At 33.6% G+C, this 20,964-nt stretch carries 18 protein-coding genes; 4 read left to right on the top strand and 14 right to left on the bottom strand.

The features are described from left to right. Positions 1-13 precede the first annotated feature (13 nt). Both Q1B37_RS03400 and yihA read left to right on the top strand, forming a co-directional pair. Positions 14-778 (top strand): alpha/beta hydrolase, encoded by a 765-nt coding sequence (locus tag Q1B37_RS03400; RefSeq protein WP_299603025.1) that lies wholly within the window; start codon positions 14-16, stop codon positions 776-778. 13 nt (positions 779-791) lie between these two features. Continuing rightward, positions 792-1,397: a ribosome biogenesis GTP-binding protein YihA/YsxC gene (yihA, locus tag Q1B37_RS03395; protein WP_299895429.1), complete on the top strand. Its 606-nt coding sequence runs from the start codon at positions 792-794 to the stop codon at positions 1,395-1,397. Here yihA and Q1B37_RS03390 read toward each other — a convergent pair. From Q1B37_RS03390 to gldB, 3 genes are read right to left on the bottom strand one after another with little or no spacing between them, the layout of a single operon-like run. After that, positions 1,394-1,756, bottom strand: coding sequence for a GTPase (locus Q1B37_RS03390; protein WP_299603029.1), 363 nt, complete (start codon positions 1,754-1,756; stop codon positions 1,394-1,396). The two genes, yihA and Q1B37_RS03390, sit on opposite strands and share 4 nt — an antisense overlap. A gap of 33 nt (positions 1,757-1,789) precedes the next feature. Further along, entirely contained in the window at positions 1,790-2,128 is a 339-nt protein-coding gene (gene gldC / locus Q1B37_RS03385; protein ID WP_299603030.1) for a gliding motility protein GldC, read from the bottom strand. Beyond that, complete coding sequence (gldB, locus tag Q1B37_RS03380; protein WP_299895425.1) at positions 2,128-3,096, bottom strand: gliding motility lipoprotein GldB; 969 nt, start codon at positions 3,094-3,096, stop codon at positions 2,128-2,130. Before gldB ends, gldC begins: the two co-directional genes overlap by 1 nt. 163 nt (positions 3,097-3,259) lie before the next feature. On the opposite strand from gldB, the gene nadE reads away from it, so the two are divergent. Together nadE and Q1B37_RS03370 are read left to right on the top strand one after the other, a co-directional pair. Beyond that, positions 3,260-4,048, top strand: a complete 789-nt coding sequence (nadE, locus tag Q1B37_RS03375; protein WP_299895424.1) for an NAD(+) synthase — start codon at positions 3,260-3,262, stop codon at positions 4,046-4,048. Positions 4,049-4,192: 144 nt separating this feature from the next. Further along, positions 4,193-4,825, top strand: a complete 633-nt coding sequence (locus Q1B37_RS03370) for a response regulator transcription factor (protein ID WP_091407582.1) — start codon at positions 4,193-4,195, stop codon at positions 4,823-4,825. Here the strand turns inward: Q1B37_RS03370 and dnaG are convergent. The 11 genes from dnaG to Q1B37_RS03315 all read right to left on the bottom strand — a co-directional run bounded on the left by dnaG (position 4,822) and on the right by Q1B37_RS03315 (position 20,963). Next, entirely contained in the window at positions 4,822-6,783 is a 1,962-nt protein-coding gene (gene dnaG / locus Q1B37_RS03365) for a DNA primase (RefSeq protein ID WP_299895422.1), read from the bottom strand. The two genes, Q1B37_RS03370 and dnaG, sit on opposite strands and share 4 nt — an antisense overlap. 111 nt (positions 6,784-6,894) lie before the next feature. Next, a complete protein-coding gene (locus tag Q1B37_RS03360) occupies positions 6,895-10,167 on the bottom strand; it encodes a T9SS type A sorting domain-containing protein (RefSeq protein WP_299895419.1) in 3,273 nt (1,090 codons plus the stop codon). A 524-nt stretch (positions 10,168-10,691) separates the two neighbouring features. After that, complete coding sequence (locus Q1B37_RS03355) at positions 10,692-11,759, bottom strand: hypothetical protein (protein WP_299895417.1); 1,068 nt, start codon at positions 11,757-11,759, stop codon at positions 10,692-10,694. Positions 11,760-11,837: 78 nt separating this feature from the next. Continuing rightward, complete coding sequence (locus Q1B37_RS03350) at positions 11,838-12,677, bottom strand: hypothetical protein (RefSeq protein ID WP_299895414.1); 840 nt, start codon at positions 12,675-12,677, stop codon at positions 11,838-11,840. Then, a complete protein-coding gene (locus Q1B37_RS03345; RefSeq protein ID WP_299603049.1) occupies positions 12,658-13,227 on the bottom strand; it encodes an RNA polymerase sigma factor in 570 nt (189 codons plus the stop codon). Before Q1B37_RS03345 ends, Q1B37_RS03350 begins: the two co-directional genes overlap by 20 nt. Before the next feature lie 86 nt (positions 13,228-13,313). Next, complete coding sequence (locus Q1B37_RS03340) at positions 13,314-14,894, bottom strand: S41 family peptidase (protein ID WP_299895411.1); 1,581 nt, start codon at positions 14,892-14,894, stop codon at positions 13,314-13,316. Positions 14,895-15,087: 193 nt separating this feature from the next. Further along, a complete protein-coding gene (locus Q1B37_RS03335) occupies positions 15,088-16,065 on the bottom strand; it encodes a polyprenyl synthetase family protein (protein WP_299603055.1) in 978 nt (325 codons plus the stop codon). Between the two features lie 99 nt (positions 16,066-16,164). Next, entirely contained in the window at positions 16,165-17,205 is a 1,041-nt protein-coding gene (gene rlmN / locus Q1B37_RS03330) for a 23S rRNA (adenine(2503)-C(2))-methyltransferase RlmN (protein WP_299895408.1), read from the bottom strand. Between the two features lie 82 nt (positions 17,206-17,287). Continuing rightward, the gene (locus Q1B37_RS03325; RefSeq protein WP_299895405.1) at positions 17,288-18,259 is read right to left on the bottom strand and encodes a chalcone isomerase family protein; all 972 of its coding nucleotides are present in this window, start codon (positions 18,257-18,259) and stop codon (positions 17,288-17,290) included. A 354-nt stretch (positions 18,260-18,613) separates the two neighbouring features. Then, entirely contained in the window at positions 18,614-19,663 is a 1,050-nt protein-coding gene (queA, locus tag Q1B37_RS03320) for a tRNA preQ1(34) S-adenosylmethionine ribosyltransferase-isomerase QueA (RefSeq protein ID WP_299603064.1), read from the bottom strand. A 79-nt stretch (positions 19,664-19,742) separates the two neighbouring features. Continuing rightward, entirely contained in the window at positions 19,743-20,963 is a 1,221-nt protein-coding gene (locus Q1B37_RS03315) for a 3-phosphoshikimate 1-carboxyvinyltransferase (RefSeq protein WP_299895402.1), read from the bottom strand. Position 20,964 lies beyond the last annotated feature (1 nt).

The raw sequence follows: 20,964 nt of genomic DNA, 5'->3' as shown, positions 1-20,964 counted from the left end.
GTAAGAAGTATTAATGAAGCACGAATTAAAAAAAGACGGAAAATTCAGTTATCTAGAGCTTGGGGAAGGCACGCCAATCGTGATTTTACACGGATTGATGGGTGGACTAAGCAACTTTGATGGCGTTAGCAATTATTTTCCAAAAAATGGATATAAAGTATTGATTCCAGAGCTTCCTCTGTATGAAATGCCTTTAATAAAAACTAGTGTTGGCACATTTGCCAAATATCTTAGAGATTTTATTGACCAGCTTGGATATGACGAAGTAATTTTACTTGGTAATTCTCTTGGTGGTCATATTGGACTTCTGTGCACCAAAATGTTTCCGGAAAAAGTAAAAGCGTTGGTAATTACTGGTAGTTCTGGATTGTACGAAAGTGCCATGGGAGAAAGCTACCCAAAACGAGGTGATTACGAATACATTAAGGCAAAAGCCGAAAATGTATTTTATGATCCAGCAATTGCTACTAAAGAAATTGTAGACGAAGTTTATGCTACCGTAAATGATCGTAACAAATTAATCAGAACACTTGCTATTGCTAAAAGTGCCATAAGACATAACATGGCAAAAGACCTTCCTAACATGAAGACACCAACGTGTATCATTTGGGGTAAAAATGATAATGTAACTCCTCCTGAGGTTGCAGATGATTTTAACAGGTTATTACCTGATTCTGACCTTTATTGGATTGATAAATGTGGTCATGCTGCCATGATGGAACACCCAGAAGAATTTAACAAACTATTACATTCTTGGTTACAAGAGCGTAATTTCTAATCCCAAGGATCTAATGAAGATTAGCAGCGCTGAATTTGTAATGAGTAACAGCGATGTGGCAAAATGTCCTAAAAACAATTTGCCAGAATATGCTTTTATAGGAAGATCCAATGTTGGAAAGTCTTCTTTGATCAATATGTTGACAGGTAGAAAGAGTCTTGCCAAAACTTCTGGAAGACCAGGAAAAACACAACTAATCAATCATTTTATTATAAACAAAAACTGGTTCTTAGTAGATTTACCTGGCTATGGTTATGCAAGAGTTTCTAAATCGTCAAAAAAAGTATTTCAGAAATTTATCACTGCATATTTTTCGAAGCGTACTCAATTAGTATCAGCTTTTGTACTTGTAGACTGCAGACACGAACCCCAAAAGATTGACTTGGAATTTATGCAATGGCTTGGAGAGAATCAAATACCTTTTTCAATCATTTTTACAAAAGCAGACAAACTTTCGAAAACGAAACTACCGCAAAACATTGAAGCATACACCAATGAAATGCTGAAATATTGGGAGGAGATGCCTAATTATTTTATCACGTCTTCTTCTAATGGTTTAGGCAAGGATGATGTTTTGAATTATATTGAAGAAATCAATCAACAGCTTGCTTCTTCTTAGCCCATTTTATTCTTCACTTTTTCTATTAATTCGTCTAAAGAACCTATTTTATTCAGCTCATCTGAACTAATTAGAATGTCATAATTACCCTGATTTTCTTCTACAATAACTGGAAAATGAAACGTCTGATTATGGTTATTTTCTAACCGTTTCAAAAACTCATTTTTATATTCAAAAATCAGTGTATGGGAAGTCGTCTCTCTAAATATCTTCCATTTTTTTCTTTCAGAAAAACTTCCATGTGTTAAGCTGCATAAACTGCAATTATATGTAGAAGGGCTTATAATTTTATGAGCAAAATCCAAGGATTTACTCCAGGAGTCAGATTGAGCATTATACACGAAGATTATTCGCTTCATAATTAACTTAGTTTAGCATATATCTATCCTAAACTACTTTCTTTTTAGATCAAGTTTTTCCGCAAAATAATCACAAAAATCCTTCATTGTAGCCGTCATTTTCTCATCCTGAGTTGCTCTATTAAAAGTTTCGCTCATAGACACCAATGTCTGATGAAAAAACACTTTCATTTCATCCACTGGCATATCTTTTGTCCATAGATCAATACGAAGACTTTCTTTGTTTTTATTGTCCCAAACTGACAACAGTAATGCCTTTGTCTCTTCGTTTTCCACACCACCATCTTTTGCTGTCCAATTTAATTTTTCAGGAACCCTATTCTCATCAAGTTCAATTTCAATTTTGATTTCGGATTTATGAGTATTTGCCATTATCTCGCTGGTTTATATTTCGATGCACTAAAAATTGTTTCGGCCTCAGTTAATAATAATTGGCGCAAAGATACATTGTTATTTTTCATATACGCACTTACAATTCTCCAACCTATATACCGCCCCACTCTGTCTGGCGATTCTTGATCGATCTCCTCTAAATAAAATTTAGAAAAAGGTCCTGGATAAAGAAATCTTGGTGATAAATCTGCTTCAGTACTGTATAATAATTGTCGATCAATAAAATATCTCCAGATCTCCTCTTCGTTAGCTTTCACCCAATCGAATTGGCTTTCTGTGTACGCCATTTTTTCACTATCCAAAAAATCAGGAAGAAATAGATCTTTTAAGTATAGCTCTTTTCCGTAATAAATCATATTTGCCAAAAATGTTCTGTCTTTAGGCAACTCTACCAATTGTCTCGCATAGGTAGTTGCGATATCTGGTAACATCTGACTTCTTACGAAACGATCTTTCAAATACGCTTGAATCCCACCATAGAAGCGATGATCAGCTCCTAAATAGGTATCCAAAGAAATGATTAACAAATCATCCGATAAAATGATTTTTTTTTGATAGTTAACATTAGAAGTAATCGTAATCACTCTTGGAACAGTGGCTTCTGGAAAATAATACTTAATATGCTGCAATAAAGACTCTAATTGCTCTCGTTCTACCGAAAGATCAGTAAATGCTTTTTCAACTTCCTGATTAATCTCTATCTGTAACGTATCTTTTGTCTTTTGGATCCAAATGCTATCATTATTCTCACCTGGAAAAAAGAAAGGATACTTATCTTTTACAGATGCTAGATTTTCTTCCGTAACATCTGCAAAAATCCTATCAAAACGTTCTATTCCAATTTTTACGGGTATTGCAGCAATTTCCTTTTCAATTTTACTTTCTTTAGAACAAGATATGATTATGCAAAAAACTGCGACTATTTTTAAAAACTTACTATACTTCATTCAAATATTATAATATCTACACAAATAATTACTCTTCCTATTTAACGCTAGCTTTTTTTATTAATTTTATATCGCAAATTTACTATTATCATATATTGTAACTGTAATAATAGTTTATAAATGTAACATAGATATAAATTAAAACTACTATAAAAAATAGAATATGCAGACTGAAAAAGTAATAGACCACATTGTAAACTGGTTAAAGGATTATGCTAATAATGCAAATATTAATGGTTTTGTTGTGGGAATTAGTGGAGGTATTGATAGTGCAGTAACTTCAAGTTTGTGCGCTAAAACAGGATTGAATGTTTTGTGCGTAGAAATGCCGATACATCAGGCTCAAAGTCAGGTAAACAGAGCTCAAGAACATATTACTCAACTAAAAGAACGTTTTGACAAAGTATCTGACACTAGAGTGGATCTTACACCAGTGTTTGAAGAATTTAAAACTGTAGTTCCTAACGGCGACTCTGAAGCCCGATTAAATCTATCGTTAGCCAATACCAGAGCCAGATTACGAATGACGACTTTATATTATCTAGCTGGGATAAATAGCTACTTAGTAGCAGGTACAGGAAATAAAGTTGAAGATTTTGGTGTAGGTTTTTATACTAAATATGGTGATGGCGGCGTTGATATAAGTCCAATTGCAGATTTATTAAAGAGTCAGGTATATGAATTGGCTAAAGTACTAGAAGTACCCGAATCGATACAAAAAGCTACTCCTACAGATGGTTTATTTGGAGATAGTAGAAGTGATGAGGATCAGATTGGAGCGAGTTATGACGAACTGGAATGGGCTATGAAAATGAAGGATTTAGGTAAGAAAAGTGACGATTTTTCTGGCAGAGAAAAAGAAGTTTTTACAATTTATTCTCGTCTAAATGCCGTAAATCAACACAAAATGGTCCCAATTCCAGTATGTGAAATACCCGTTGATCTGATTTAAATAACATTTTATCGATAACTTGGTAAAAAAAAGTTTACAACTAGTAGTTCTTAGTAATTTTGCACAAAGACAAATATCAGAATTACCCCTAGAGATGTTAACCCCATTAAAATTAAAAATTAACATTATCAATTGTAAACAAGAATGACAAACGTACTAATCGCAGATCATCATCCTATTACTAGAAAAGGGATTGTTTCTCTACTTAGAAACTCTGAAGATTTCGAAATCATCGGAAAAGTAAGTAACGGAAATGAAATGTATGATATTTTGAAATCTAATACCCCAGATATACTAATCATGGAATTAGACTTGCCCCAGATTAATGGTATTATGGCTTTGCGAACCATAAAAAAAGAATTTACTGGAATAAAGGTTATTATATTTAGCTCTCACCCAGAAGAAATGTATGCACTAAGTGCAATTAAGGCTGGAGCTTCTGCATATCTATCCAAGACCGTTGCTACCAAAACTCTTAAAAAAGCTATTGAAAGAGTTGCACGAGGTGGTATTTATCTTAATGATAATCTTACTCAGCAGTTAGCAAACGGGAATACCAATGAAAATAACATGGTAGTTAAATACAAGAAACTTTCTTCAAGAGAGATAGAAGTATTGAATTTATTATCCTCTGGTAAACGTAATAAAGATATTGCAAGCACCTTGTCTATAAACGAAAAAACTGTAAGTACTTACAAAACAAGATTGTTAAAAAAACTAAAGGTTGATAATCTAGCAGATCTTATACATCAATCTAGATTATTACACATAAATTAAATCACTCTATTTAGTTTTTGATATAATAGTTTTTTTAACGTTTGATAATCTCTAATATCCTCTAAAATATTAAGATTATTTTCAAAATTTTGGGCTTTTACTTCTTGTGAAAGCTCATTTATTTTTTGGTTAATTAAGAATCTACGTAAGTTTAAGATCGTATCTGAAACATACTGAGAAACAGTGTGTTTTTTCTGTTTCACATGAATTTCTTTATCATACCATCGATGTAATGCATGACGTTCTTCATCCATCATAATTTCGGTGATCTCGTAAGCTACTTCTGGTGGTATTTGATTTATGAAATGCTCTATTTTAAAGTCTTCTTCCTGATTTAGCTTTTCTATCAATATGGTATATACTTCTCTGAAGATACTTTGTGTAAATTCTATTTCGTCTTCCTGAAGATCTAAATATATTTTTTCAAACACTTTCGTTGTGTAAAGCTCTGGCTCCAAATACAACTCTCCTTCTTCATTTTCTTTCATCACCAGATCTTCGAACTCTTCTTCCTGGGTACCATAGAGTAGCAAAATCTCGATAATCTTTTTTTCTAAACTATTAAGCTCATTTACCTTCGGTTGCTTTTGTATCTTTTGATCTACAACTTCCAGAGGTTTTTTAGCTTCTTTTTCTTGTTTCCGAGACTCTTTATTATCAACATTTCGAATTTGAGCTAACGTATCAAAAAGTACGTCTTCAGAAATATCCATGATTCTAGAACATTCTTGCACATAGATTTCACGCTTTATCACATCCGGAATCTTCGAAATACTAACCACCATATCTCGTACCAACTCCGCTTTTTTAATCGGATCTGTTTTAGATTCTTCTTGCAATAATGAAGCTTTGAATCGAATAAAGTCCTGAGCATTTTCCTTTAAGTACGCTGTAAGTTCATCTAAAGTATTTTGCTTCGCAAAACTATCCGGGTCTTCTCCATCAGGAAAGCTACATACCTTTACATTCATTCCTTGCTCGAGAATAAGATCTATTCCTCGAATAGAAGCTCTCATACCAGCAGCATCTCCATCAAATAAGACCGTAATATTTTTAGTAAGCCTATTAATCAATCTAATTTGATCTGAAGTTAAAGCTGTCCCGGATGAAGAAACTACATTCTTTACTCCAGTCTGATGAAACTGAATAACATCGGTATACCCTTCTACCAAAAAGCAATTATCTTCTTTGGCTATAGACTGCTTAGCATGATAAATACCATAGAGCACTTTACTTTTATGATAAATATCACTCTCTGGTGAGTTTAAATATTTAGCTGCTTTCTTCTCGTTTGTTAAAATCCTTCCTCCAAAACCAAGAACACGACCAGACATAGATTGAATAGGAAACATGACTCTTCCCTTAAATCTATCAAACTGCTTTTCTTCTTTAACAATAGTAAGCCCTGTTTTTTCTAGAAACTCTAATTTATAGCCTTTTTTAATTGCCTCTTTAGTAAATGCATCCCAAACATCAGGAGAGTATCCTAATCCAAATTTCTGCATCGTCTCCGTGGTAAACCCTCTTTCTTTAAAATACGTCAGACCGATAGCCTTGCCTTGTTCTGTTTTATGTAACGTATTCTGAAAAAAGTCGTTAGCAAACTCGCTCACCAAGTACATACTCTCTCGCTCGTTTGCCTGTTCTTTTTGCTGGTCCGTTTGTTCGGTTTCTTCTACTTCAATATTATACTTTTTAGCTAAGTATTTTATTGCTTCAGGATAGGTGAAATGCTCATGCTCCATAAGAAACGCCACTACATTACCTCCTTTACCACTAGAAAAATCTTTCCAAATCTGCTTTACTGGAGATACCATGAATGACGGTGTACGTTCTTCACTAAAAGGACTCAATCCCTTAAAATTACTTCCTGATTTTTTCAGTTGCACAAAATCGCCAATAACCTCCTCCAATCTGGCAGTTTCGAATACAGCATCTATGGTCGACTTATGAATCATGAGGCAAAAATAATATAATTCTTGAGACTCTTTCTTTGGTTAACATATATAAAAAAAGGCTGCCTTTTCAGACAGCCTCCTTTGGCTAAATTATAACTTCGTTATAGATTATTACTCTGCTATAACAAACTTTCTTGTTATTAAAAGTTCTTCCTTATCAGAAGTAAAACGAACAAAATATGTTCCTGAAGCTAAATTACTAATATCAATTTGGCTCTTATTTCCTTGATCAGAGATCTCTCTAACCAATTGACCATACATTGAGAAGATTTTAAGATTATCGATAGTTCTATTACCAACAGTAACGTTTAATACATTTGTAGCTGGATTAGGGTAAATCGTAAATACGTTATCATCACTAGAACGAAGATCATCTAATGGATATGTATCTAGTCTTGCTCCTGCTCCTTCTACACAGAAATCAGTTACTTCAGAACTTCCAAACTCTCCACCACTTGCGATGACACCAGAATCACTTGATAACGTATAAGAACCATTACCAAATCCGCAACAGATACCATCTCCAAAAGAATCAGAAATTGTAAACGTATATGTTCCATTTCCTAAATCTGAAATCGTTTCTGTAACTGTTGATCCATCTGGATTAGCAGTAGTATAGCTTTCAGAAGCTACAACACTTCCTTCAGAGTCAGTAAGTGTCCAAGAAGTTTCCTGAGGGTAATCATCAAAAGTGATACTAAGTGTTACATCTCCAGAAGCACAATCTGATCCTCCAGGTCCGCCATCTGCAGTTACTTGTACATCATCGATAGCAGCATCTGCTCTCCAAGTTCCACCAGTTACTCTATTAAATCGTAATTGAACTCCTGTACCTACATACGCAGCTAAATCAATACTTGCAGACTGCCAAGAATTACCTTGGTTTCCACTTCTGCTCCAAATACTTGTCCAAGTTACTCCTTCGTCATTACTTGCTTCCACATCTAATGACCCAAAGTTATTTGCTCCAAACATGTGATATTGGAACGAGAAAGAAGCAGAAGAAGCTCCTGAAAGGTCGATACATGGAGAAGTAATGATTGCTTGTTTATTAGGGAATCCTACTCCGTTTCCTGAAGCTTCCACATAAATATAATTAGAACCATCAGCGGCACTAGAAGGCCCCGTTCTATTAGACGGTGTTCCATCTGCATCTACTGTCCAATCTAGGTCATCATCAGAGCTCTGAGTCCAATCTCCTAAACCAGTTTCAAAACTTTCTGCGTAAGGTGGCACTAAACCAGCTAAACAACCTGAAGCTGCAGGTGTAGTAACCGAAAGTGGATCACTAGCTACCGACTCGTTTCCTGCCGCATCTTTTGCAATAACAGTAAACTCATACGTTGTTTCTGGTGCTAAACCAGTAACTATTACAGTAGTATCAGAAACGGTAGCAACGATCTCACCATCTTGTAACACATCATATGCTGCAACACCTACATTATCTGTAGAAGCATCCCAACTAAGTGTAGTTTGTCCAGCAGTAGTGCTAGAAGATGTAAGATTCGTAGGAGCTGTTGGAGCTTCTGTATCTGGAGCTTCTGTAGTTACTGATAACGCCGCACTAGCAGGAGACTCATTACCAGCTGCATCTTTTGCTACCACCGTAAAATCATAAGATGTAGAAGGAGCCAATCCTGTTATATCCGCAGAAGTTGTAGCTACCGTAGTAACTAATGTTCCGTCTTGGAATACATCATAAGCCGTTACACCGATATTGTCTGTAGAAGCATCCCAGCTAACTGTTGTAGAAACATCTGTAGTATTAGAAGCTACTAAGTTCGTAGGAGCTGTTGGTGCTTCTGTATCTGGAGTATCTGGCTGTAAATTAAATGCTACAACGTGGTTTTTTCTAAAACCTCCATCAAAATACTCAGCCGTATGCCAGAATGTTAAATCATCTGTAGGATCGATAGTCATGTGACCATAATCTCCATATCTGAAAGAAGGATCTACCTGAGTACCTTCTACTGCAGATTGTTCTGCTAATGTCATAGTTCCTATTGGATCACTAGCCAATCTTCCTGTATAACGGATAGAAGGAAAAACAGAAGTACTTACCACTGTATAAGCTAATCCAATATTTCCTTGACCATCCATAGCCATACTTCCACAAAAAGCACTCAAACCATCTGGCTGCACATAAGTACCTTCTTGAAAGATAGTCCATGGTTGACCATCTGCAGTTTGTCTAAATTCATACCAGCGAATACCTGCAAGATCATCATTACCATCTAAATCAACGGCAAAATTAAAAATCATTGAGTTATGACTAGGGAAACGTCTATATGTTGTCATATATAACATAGTCGCTTGCAATGCATCGATATCATTACCGCTAGGCTGTGGTAAATTAGAGAAAGATCCTCCATCAAATACACTATCAAAAGGAGCAGTTAAAACTTCTTGAGGTTGAGAAATAGTTGAATTAGCAACGTTTGTCCAATCCACATCTGTTGTCCATACTTTTACGTGATCCTGAGAAACTCCTGTCCATCCATCATCCTGTAAATAGATGATAGAATGTCCTACTCCAACAGGAGGTAATGTAGGTCCTGTAGCACTAGATCCTCCTGGACTATAGAAACCACTTGTAGTGATTCCAGGAAGCGGAAATCCAACAAATTGAGCGTTAGGATCTCCTACTAACATTAGATCTCTTTCTACTGCGTAAACTACCTCGCTAGTAGCTGCAGATCCAGAGTCTTTATTAGCAGTTATATAATATCCATCACTCCATATAGATATTTTTTCATAATCAGGGAATGAACCTGTATTAAATCTGTAAGTAAACCACCCGTCGTTAACAGGATCTGGTCCTTGTCCCACTGCAATTAAAATACCATTTGGAGTATTACTAAACTGCATGATAACAAAACGCTCTGCGTAATTATCATACAATACGATTGGATCTCCTAAGCTTTCTCCAGGAAAGATAGTCGCTAGAGAAGCTTCTGCTAAAAGGACATTTCCAGCTCTATCACGAATTCCGAAACCAGAGTTAAATGCGTACACATAATGATTAGGACCAATAGCTCCTGTAGGATCCGTTGGAGTACTAAACCCTTCGTGTGATTGAAAGTTCGCTACTTCTGTAGAGATAGCGGTTCTTGCAGATTTCTGCTGAATCTGCATAAGCGGATCATTTTGTCCTGCAAGGGGAAGTCCTTTGCCAGGAACGTAGGTATTTTTACCTCTTCTTTTTTCCTGACCATGTTTTATCATTCCTTTGGCTGAAATGATATTATCCATCTTTGATAGAGCAGGCACGGTTCTGACATACTCGGCCTTTCCAAACAAGCTGGCTTTTTGAGGTTTTTGTTGAGCAATAAGCCCAAGACTACAAAGCATAAAAAATGCAAAATAATAGAATTGTGTTTTCATATCTAAAATTTGGTTAACAATTACTTCACTGAACCATATTTTAGCATAAGTAGTAGGTCTTTGGATTGCGAATAGGGGGCATGCGCATAATCAAAGCTTAAATTTTATACTCAAAAATTTAACATTTCGAGCGATTTAAATATAGATTATTTAACGAAGGAATAAAAAAAAACAGTGTCATAAAATACTTACAATCAAGCATTTACTTTAAAACCGTAATCAAATTAAGGGATTTATATTTTAATGATAATTTAACAATAGTGTTAAATTTGTGCATTATTTAACATTGAAGAAACAATAATATTTTCTATAGTAAGTTAGTAGAGTATTTTTGATCCCTTATAAAATCTATATACGCTCAAACCCTAATCAATATAGAAATAAAAAAAAGAGCTATGATTACACATAACTCTTTTCCCGCAAAAAATGGCTAACACTTAAAATTTAAATTGGTCTAAAAATGTACCTCTGCTTTTCTTACAATATGAAAACTGAATAGAGAACCTTACCGATTATAGTAAATCCTAAAGGTCGAAACGCAATCCCAAAGACACATTTCGCTGATCAACTGCTGCATTTTCGAAAATTGGAGACAGATCATACTTAGCATATAAAGACATATCTCCGAAACCGAAATAGCCGCTTAAACCATAAATTAAGTCATTGGTATTATAATCTCTTTTGATTTTATCCTTTATACGTTCACCGTTTTCTTTATATTTTAATTTTTGACGTGTACTTATATTTGCACCAGCATATCCACCTAAGCCAATTCTAAATTTCTTCCTTGTAGAAAACCTTAATCTTTCGTCAGTTTCTATTCTTTTAGAAGGGCCAAATTCAAAATGTACAGGAACTACTATGTTATCCATTCTAAATTTAGATTTATCTAATTCCACTCTAAATTCTTCTAACTCCGTCTGATCCCCATTCTCAACGAAATATCTATTATCTGTAGGTTTCAGACCATTAGATTGATAAGAAATTCCATATTTGATTCTCATAAAATTTGAGTTCTTAAAAACTCTTGTTTTCCAAGCTAAACCGATTTCAAAAAATCTACTTCCCGCAATTTTATAATCCGAATCATCAAGCGATTGATCTTCTACGATCGCATTGTTTAATCCAAAAGCAACCACTAAATCTGAATAGGTACGCTTATCATATTTCTTCTTGCCTTTCTTTGTATTTTTTACATTTATTCCAAACAAAATATCACCATCATCATGATCTCTAGCACCAAAACCTATAGAGAGTTTTGTTTTATCAGAAAGGTATGATGCATTATTACGCTCTAATAATGCTATTTGATTATCCACAATTGCCAATCTATTTTCAATATTTAAGGCATGTTTCTTAGCTAAGCTTTCTTTTAAATCTTGAGCTTCATCAGTTGTTATTTCGCCTTTTACCAATCTTTCATTAATCTCTTCCACTCCTTTTTTAAGCTCTTCCTTTTCAGAAAGCACTATGTCTTCTTTTTCTTTTTTTAATTCCTCTATTTTATCAGCATTTTCTGATTCTTGTGCCGTTAAAAATTGGGCATTAAGTGTCATTGTCGTAATCACGACGAACATAATTAGTGTTCTCATAAATAATTGATTTGACTTACTCTCTTCCCTCTCGAAGATGAGAGGGAATAAGTAAGAATTGATTGATGAATGTTTATATTAATTATCTCTTTCTGCTACAGTTGTTTTAAGTTTTTCAAAACCAGTTTTTAGCGCTTCAAAAACCCGATCTTTAAATGACTCGTCCAATTCTGATTCTACGTCTAGAAGCAGTGCGGAAGCATTTACCGTATTAGATTGTAAAATTTGTTGTGTAGTAATTTCGTGCTGAGCTTTTAGTAGCAAAGCCTCTATCTCTTCATCCGTAACCACTTTATTATTTTGTTCCAATTGTTCCACTTGTGCAACTATACCTGAAACTTTATTGTCAATAACTCCTTTATTTATCTCTAAAGGATCTTCTATTTCTTTAATTGGATGAGTAATAACTTCTGATTTTTCTGTAATAACTATTTTTGTGTCTTCTTCGGAGTTTTCTTCTACCTTTTGTACAGATTCAATGGTAGCAATAGTAGACCGAAGGGATTTTTTATTCTGTATTCTTTCTTCTTTATTCTTCTTTGTAATTGGAGTATTGATTTCTTTCTCAATTGCTTCTGTTGTCTCTTTATTAACAATTATTTCCTCTTCTTTTAATGCATCAATATTAACTACATCTATATCTTCTGATTGTTTACTATCATTTTTTTCATTTGTAACCTCGACCAATTGATTATTAGAAGGTTTTAAACTATCGGAAGAATTCGTAAAAAATGTGGTGGTCATTAAAACTCCTACTATACTAGCAGCTAGACCCATCCACCAATACTTCTTAACTTTTTTTTGCCCACTTTTTGCGTCAAGCTCTTGATCTAATCTTTCCCAAATCGCATCTGATGGTTGTATCGTGCGCTGTTCTAGCTTATCCTTTATATTATCTTCAAATTTTAACGGCGCCATTACTAATCATGTTTTGTTGGTTTAACTTCTGCTGTAACACTTTTCTTGCTTTAAAGAGTTGAGATTTAGATGTACTAATACTTATATCTAGCATTTCAGCAATCTCATTGTGTTTATATCCTTCTACAGCATATAATATAAACACCATTTTATACCCCTCTGGCAGACTATCAATTAGCTCTTGAATTTGCCCTACTCCTAGTTCTATATGTATATTATTCCAGGACTCTTCCTTATACATTGAAATATCCTCAGTAAAAACTAATTGCTTTTGCTTTCGTAAAAATGAAATAGACTCATTAATCATAATTCTCCGAATCCATCCTTCAAAACTTCCCTGAAAACTAAACTTCTTTAAATTCATGAATACTTTCAGAAATCCAGACAGCATAACTTCTTCTGCATGATGAATATCTTTTATATAATATCGGCACACGCTCAGCATTTTTGACGCATGCTTTTCATATATCTGATGCTGGGCATCACGATGTCCCTTTGCAGCTTTCTTAATGAGTTGTGTTTCGCTTTTATAAAACTGAATAACTTTCAAAGTAAAATCAATTATTTAAGATCTTCTATATACATAGACGCAACAAAAATTAAAAAGGTTGTCTGAGATAATAAAAAAATATTTTTTTATTTCGACTCTTCAATATCATCTATAACCCATTGTAGTTCTTTATCTTCTGCAGTTACATAACTTTCTATAGGAACATCTGGTTTAATCCCATAACCATCTGGTTCAATACTATATGGAGCATTAATTTTTAGCAACCCTACACGCATATTTATTTTAGAATTAGGTAATTCTATTGGTGCATACACTCCAGCAACGGTTCCATTATATGCGCCACCTGTTTCTTCTCCTACAAAAGTTGCTCGTTTTGTTGCTTTTAAATGTGTAGAAAAAATACTGCTGGCGGAAAAACTTTCACCATCGATTAAAACATAAATCTTACCCTTATAATTATTCGGCTTAGGCTCTCTTAACTTACTATATTTAAATTTAAAGTACGAATCTCCTTTTTCCTTTTTTACTTTAAACAGCTGATACACTGCTAATATAGGAGATAATAATGTAGCTGCTGTTTTGGTAGTTATTGATTTCGTATGGAAGTATGGATATAAAAAACTTAACCTTCCGGTCATTTTTGATTTTTCTATAAACACATATTCTTTATCTGCTACATAGGAATATAGATCATCAATTTCCGTTAATCTCCCTCCCAAATTACCTCTTAAATCTATTACTAAGTTTGTAGATTTTGCAGAATCAATCTTAGCAAAACTCTCTTTATAAAACTCTTTATACCCGCCATTAGTAAAGCTCTTTATTTTCATATAGGCAATGGGCGTTTCGCTCTTTGACTTTAAGAAACTAAAATTCCTGTTATAATCATCTGTTCGCTTATTATATCCATACTTATTATTTTTCTTGTAGAGGTTTTTCCGAGCTTCTTTTGCTTTCTTTCTTTCTAATTTACTTAGTTTTTTCTTTACCTGCTTTATAGTATCACTTTTAACAGATGAGTCCTTCGCTTTATCATAACTAGCATATATATACTTTTGATAGAGGCTATCTTTAAACTTTAAATTTAATAAAACGCTATCTTTTCGTTTATGTGTATTCATATAAAAGAAACCGAAACGATTACCTATAAATTTTGGAATGAAAGTTTGGTTATATCCATCGCTAGCATGAAATGTTTTAAAAGAAGCTAAAAGGTCTTCTACTTTTTCATCTTCGAACGCAATAACTTCAGATCCTTTTATGATTGTAGTATCTCCTTTAAAAACCTTTTTCACATAAAGCTTATCTTCCGAACTCTGAAAAGACAGTGAATTAAAAGGAGAATCTCTTTTTCCTTTCTCTTTGATGGACTCTTTGGTTTGCTTAACTGAAGGTGCTTGTATAGATAAATGTCCTTGTTTAATACTCGTAATAACAGGAGCGAATACTGTATAAAACTCTTTTGTAGTTAAGGGTTTTGTTAGCTCATCCTTTAGTTTATTTACCTTCCCATCTAATTCTTCCTGAGAAATATACCAGTATACATCTGGATGTAACTTTTTTAGTTTTTTATAAGCATACTCTACATCTTCTTTTAATTCTTCTGGACTATGTTTCTTACTTATTTGTTTATTATACTTCTCTACAGATCCACAACTTGATATCACTATTATAATAGCACTGTATAAAAATAGTTTTCTATTCATAAAACACGAATTGTTTAAGATTAAATGCGTTTGATATTCTTTGAGAGAGACGATAATAACTCGTAAAAGTATCTCATCAAGGAAAATATTTTATAATTATCCTTGATCATCAAATCTAATACCAACTTTTATTTTTGATTAAAAAATTGGAGCAACCACCATCATACTCCAAGAAAGATAAAGAGAATTTCGATTATTTCTTCCTATCGATTACGTAGCTAACCATTAATTCTAGTGAAGACCTATACTCTGATTCTGGGTACTCTGACAAGATCGTTAAAGCTTCTTCTTTAAATTGATGCATAATTTTGGTAGCATACTCTAACCCTCCACTAACCTTTACAAAGTCAATGACTTCTTTTACTCTTTTCTTATTCTTATTATGATTTTTAACAGAGTTGATAAGCCATTTCTTCTTTTCTTTTGTACAATGGTTTAAAGTATAGATCAACGGCAGAGTCATTTTTTGCTCTTTGATATCTATTCCTGTTGGCTTCCCAATAGCCGTATCGCCATAATCAAATAGATCATCCTTTATCTGAAAAGCCATTCCAATCAGTTCACCGAATTTTCTCATTTTTTCCACTGATTCAGATTCTGGCTCTACAGAACATGCTCCTACACTACAGCAAGCAGCAATTAATGTAGCAGTCTTTTGCCTAATAATCTCGTAATAGATATCTTCGGTAATATCAAGATTTCTAGCTTTTTCAATTTGCAAAAGTTCTCCTTCTACGATTTCTCGTACCGCAACGGAAATGATTTTCAACAAATCAAAATCATTATTATCAATACAGACTAACATTCCTTTTGATAACAGATAATCTCCTATAAGAACTGCGATTTTATTCTTCCAAAGTGCATTAATCGAGAAAAAACCTCTTCTACGATTAGAATCATCTACCACATCATCATGAACAAGACTTGCTGTATGTATAAGTTCTATAACTGAAGCTCCCCTATAAGTACGTTCTTTGATTTCGCCTCCGGAAACCATTTTAGCAACAAGAAAAACAAACATTGGTCTCATTTGTTTTCCTTTTCTATTTACGATATAATGGGTAATTCTATTGAGTAAAGCAACATTAGAATACATGGATTGAGAAAACTTTTGTTCAAAAAGTTCCATCTCATCACTAATAGGCAGTTTTATTTGCTCAACGACTTTCAATCCGAGGTAGATTATTTTGTGTGTTAACTAGTTGCGAAGATAGTATAATCCGTATTGAGCATCAAAACACTTCATCAATAATTTATATGAAACATTGATTTAGGATTTATTAGCCAACTGTCCGCAAGCTGCATCGATATCTTTTCCTCTACTTCTTCTTACATTTACGACAAACCCTTTCGATTCTAGTGCCTTTATATAATTATCGGTAGCGGCATTCGAAGCTTGTTGAAACTCTCCGTCATCTATAGGGTTATATTCAATCAAATTTACTTTACAAGGAACATATGAACAAAATTGCACTAATGCATCTATATCTTTCTTGGCGTCGTTAATCCCCTTCCATACCACATATTCGTAGGTTATTCTACTTTTGGTTTTGCTGTACCAATATTCCAAGGCTTCTCTTAGATCTTTAAGAGGAAAGTTTTCGTTAAATGGCATAATGGAGGTTCTTACACTATCAATTGCAGAATGCAGTGATACCGCTAACTTAAATTTCACTTCATCATCAGCCATCTTTTTAATCATTTTTGGAACTCCTGAAGTCGAAAGCGTAATTCGCTTTGGGGACATTCCAAGACCTTCTGAAGATGTAATTTTATCTATAGCTTTAAGAACATTATTGTAATTCATTAAAGGCTCTCCCATTCCCATAAATACAATGTTAGAAAGCGGTCGATTATGATATAGTCTACTTTCATTATCAATTGCTACCACTTGGTCATAAATCTCATCTGGATTTAGGTTTCGCATTCTTTTTAATCTTGCAGTAGCACAAAAACGGCAATCTAAACTACATCCTACTTGTGATGAAACACAAGCCGTAGTCCTTGTAGGAGTTGGTATTAAAACAGATTCAACTACTAATCCATCGTGTAGTCTTACCGCATTCTTAATAGTACCATCGGTACTTCGCTGCATTTGATCTACTCGTATATGATTGATTACAAAGTGATCTTCTAAAATCTGTCTAGTTGATTTAGAAATATTGGTCATCTCCTCGAAACTGTGAGCTCCTTTATTCCATAACCATTCATATACCTGATTCCCTCTAAACGCTTTATCTCCATTCTCCACAAAAAACTGACGTAATTGTTCTTTGGTAAGCGCTCTTATATCTTTTTTTTTCGGTTTCATTTCGTTACAAAAATATGTAAAAGATAGGTGTATACCGAAAGCGATATAAACAATTTAAAAAGTATGGTTGATATGTAGTAATTTAGAATTTTACTGTTCGAAAATCCTCTCGATTATCTTTACGGGATGTTTTAACACGTTTCCATTGATGTACTCCGCCACCACCACGATATTTAACATTAAGTACATCTAAATCATCTTCATCTATCCAGATCTGACAATCTGATACTTTACCAGTTTTGATATCGGTAAAGAATCCATTGGTATACTTAAGATCATTTTTAAGTCTCAAATTTTTCAGAATTACTAATCCTTCCACGGGTTGGTTTTTATCATCTCCCTGACATTCATAGCACACTGCATCTCTTTCTGATTGACGTAACATTCGCTGAATAGATCCGAAAACTTTATTTTCAATCATATAAAGTTGCACAATATTAATTGCTACCCCAGTTTTTTTATCGTAAGCTTTCCACTCGCCCAGAATTGGGTTTGCATCAAAAGAACCCAGTAAATCCTCTTTTAGTTGAGAATCAATTGGATTTTCTCCCAACCAAATTTTAAACAGCGCCTTTTTAAACTCTAAACAATCTCTTACAGCTCCTAATCGCTCCTTATTTTTGTAAAGAGTTACCTTTTTATCTTTAGTATAGACAATTTTAAAGATCTCGTACTTATTTATTTCTTTTGGAAGTAGCTTGATAAAATCTCTAATCTGATCTTCCATCAAATAACTATTACCATCTGTAGCTCTTTCTAAGCCATTTCTAATAATTTCTTTTAACTCATCATTAGAAATGTCAGCTATAGTTTTTATGGTAAGCGCCATAGTTTCATCCTTATTAGCTACCATTAGTCCATCATCAACACCATCCACTTCAAAATCTAAATATAATCCAATGGTATATAATTTTTCTCTTTCTCCAGCACCATTAAGCATTAACTCATGATTTTCGAATACATCGATATCATTATAATGAAGGTTACCAACTTTAGTTTGAGAAAACGAGAATAGGGTTACGAAAAGAAATACAATGTGTAATATTCTGCTCATAGGTTAACGTTTTTTGATTTAGGGTGCTTGCAAGAAACGATTAATTTTTAAAAAAGAAGAATCTACTATTAGCTCCTTTTACACTTTTCGACAAACAACCGAATTATTCGATATTCAACCACTTTTGCATTACGGTTTAACCGTAATTTTTATCAAAAGCGTCGCAAAATAGTTATTTTTTATGAAATAAACATTATAACCTATTAATTTTAAGATTTATACAACATCTACTTGAATACATACTTTAATTTAGAATTAGGAAAAAAGTATATTATTTTGGATATATTATAAAAAAAACCTCTGCATTATCAATGTAAAGCAGAGGTTTTTTCTTACTTATTTAATAACTTGTACTTAGAGAATCAACATGGCATCTCCGTACGAATAAAACTTATATTCTTCTTTCACTGCCTGCTCATAAGCCTCTTTAATAAAATCATGACCTGCAAAAGCAGAAACCATCATTAACAAAGTAGACTTTGGTGTATGAAAATTAGTTATCATACTATTTGCTATACTAAAGTCATATGGAGGAAAAATAAACTTATTCGTCCAACCTCTAAATTCATTTAAAGTTTTATCCGAAGAAACAGAACTCTCTAAAGCTCTCATTACTGTAGTTCCAACAGCACAAATTCTTTGCTTATTAGCTATTCCTTGATTAATAGTTTCTGTAGCCTTTGCCGTAATATAAGCTTCTTCACTATCCATTTTATGCTTAGATAAATCTTCTACCTCTACAGGATTAAAAGTTCCTAAACCTACATGCAAGGTAATTTCTGCAAAATCTACTCCTTTTATTTCCAAACGCTTCATTAGGTGTTTAGAAAAGTGTAATCCAGCAGTAGGAGCTGCAACAGCACCTTCATTTTTAGCATAAATTGTTTGATATCTTTCTTCGTCTTCTGGCTCTGCCTCTCTTTTGATATATTTTGGCAGAGGAGTTTCTCCTAAGTCTGTAAGTTTTTGTCTAAACTCGTCATAGGATCCATCATACAAAAATCTTAGCGTACGTCCTCTAGATGTGGTATTATCAATAACTTCAGCAACTAGACTTTCATCATCTCCAAAATATAATTTATTCCCTATTCTAATTTTTCGTGCTGGATCAACAAGTACGTCCCACAAGCGAGTTTCCGAATTTAATTCTCTTAATAAAAACACTTCAATTCTCGCACCAGTCTTTTCTTTATTTCCATATAATCTAGCTGGAAATACTTTTGTATTATTTAAAACCATAACATCATTAGGTTCAAAATAATCAATTAGATCTTTAAACTGTTTATGCTCTATGGTTTGATCTTTTCTATTAAGAACCATTAAACGTGCTTCATCCCTATTTTCTGAAGGGTATTCTGCTAATAATTCTTTTGGAAGGTCAAAGTTGAAATGTGATAACTTCATTAGTGTTTCTTTTTTAGGAGCAGCAAATATACAATCTGGATATAGGGGTTGTCAAGTAAATCAACAGATATATTTTTATTTACAGCACTTTAAAATCCAATTTCTTTAAATCATCCCAAAAATCAGGGTACGACTTGGACACTACATCCGCATCGTTAATACATAATGATTCTCTTAGAGCTAGTGGTGCAAAAGCCATAGCCATTCTATGATCGTGATAGGTATCTATAGCAATATCAGAATTAATTAACGTAGAAGCATTTAACCTTAAAGAATCATCAGTAATTGATACCTCACCTCCTAATTTTTCAATTTCGACTTTTAATGCTTCTAATCGATCAGTTTCTTTAATCTTTAGTGTATGCAAACCAGTAAGATAACAAGCTTTTCCTAGACCAAAACAGGTAACAGCGATTGTTTGCGCAATATCAGGAGAATTAGACAAATCTAATTCTAAGACCTGGGAACCATCGAAAGATTTGATCTTTTTAAGAGTAATCTTATTGTCTTTAAAAGTGGTTTCAACACCTAATCTTTTGTATATTTCTGACAAAGAAGCATCTCCCTGATAACTATCTTGTTTATAACTTCCTAAAGTTACGTTGCCAAAGTCTGACAAGGCAACAATACTATAAAAATAAGATGCTGAACTCCAATCAGACTCCACTACCACAGTTTTTGGTGACACTATCTTTAAAGGCTCAATTTGAATTATGTTATTCTCAAAACTTCCATTAATCCCAACATCCTTAAGCAAACTTAATGTCATATTGATATAGGGTACAGAAGTTACTTTTCCTTCCAAAGTAATTTCTAATCCATTTGGCAAAGAAGAGGCTATCAGCATTAAAGCTGATATGTATTGACTACTTACATTTGCAGCTAGCGAAACTTTACGGCTTTCTGGATTTTTCCCTACTATTTTTATCGGCGGATATCCCTCATTTTTAACATAGGAGATATCACATCCTAATTGTCTTAAGGCATCTACCAATATTTTTATTGGTCTTTCTTGCATTCTTTTGCTACCAGTAAGCACTGTAGTCCGACCATTTTTTACGGCAAAGTATGCTGTTAAAAATCGCATTGCGGTACCTGCATGATGAATATCAATAAGTTCCTCATTACTAGCTAATGCAGCTCTCATTAGTCTAGAATCATCACTATTAGAGATATTATCTATTTCAATTTCTGGATAAAGAGATTGTAAAATCAACAACCTATTGGTTTCGCTTTTCGATCCAGTAATTTGTAGATTGTTATTCTTAATATTCGAAATATGGCTTAATTTCAAATTCATT

Origin of the sequence: uncultured Aquimarina sp. (genome assembly GCF_947492965.1) — a bacterium.
GTDB lineage: Bacteria > Bacteroidota > Bacteroidia > Flavobacteriales > Flavobacteriaceae > Aquimarina.
Note: the sequence above shows the minus strand (reverse complement) of the source record. Positions and strands in the feature narration are given on the sequence as shown.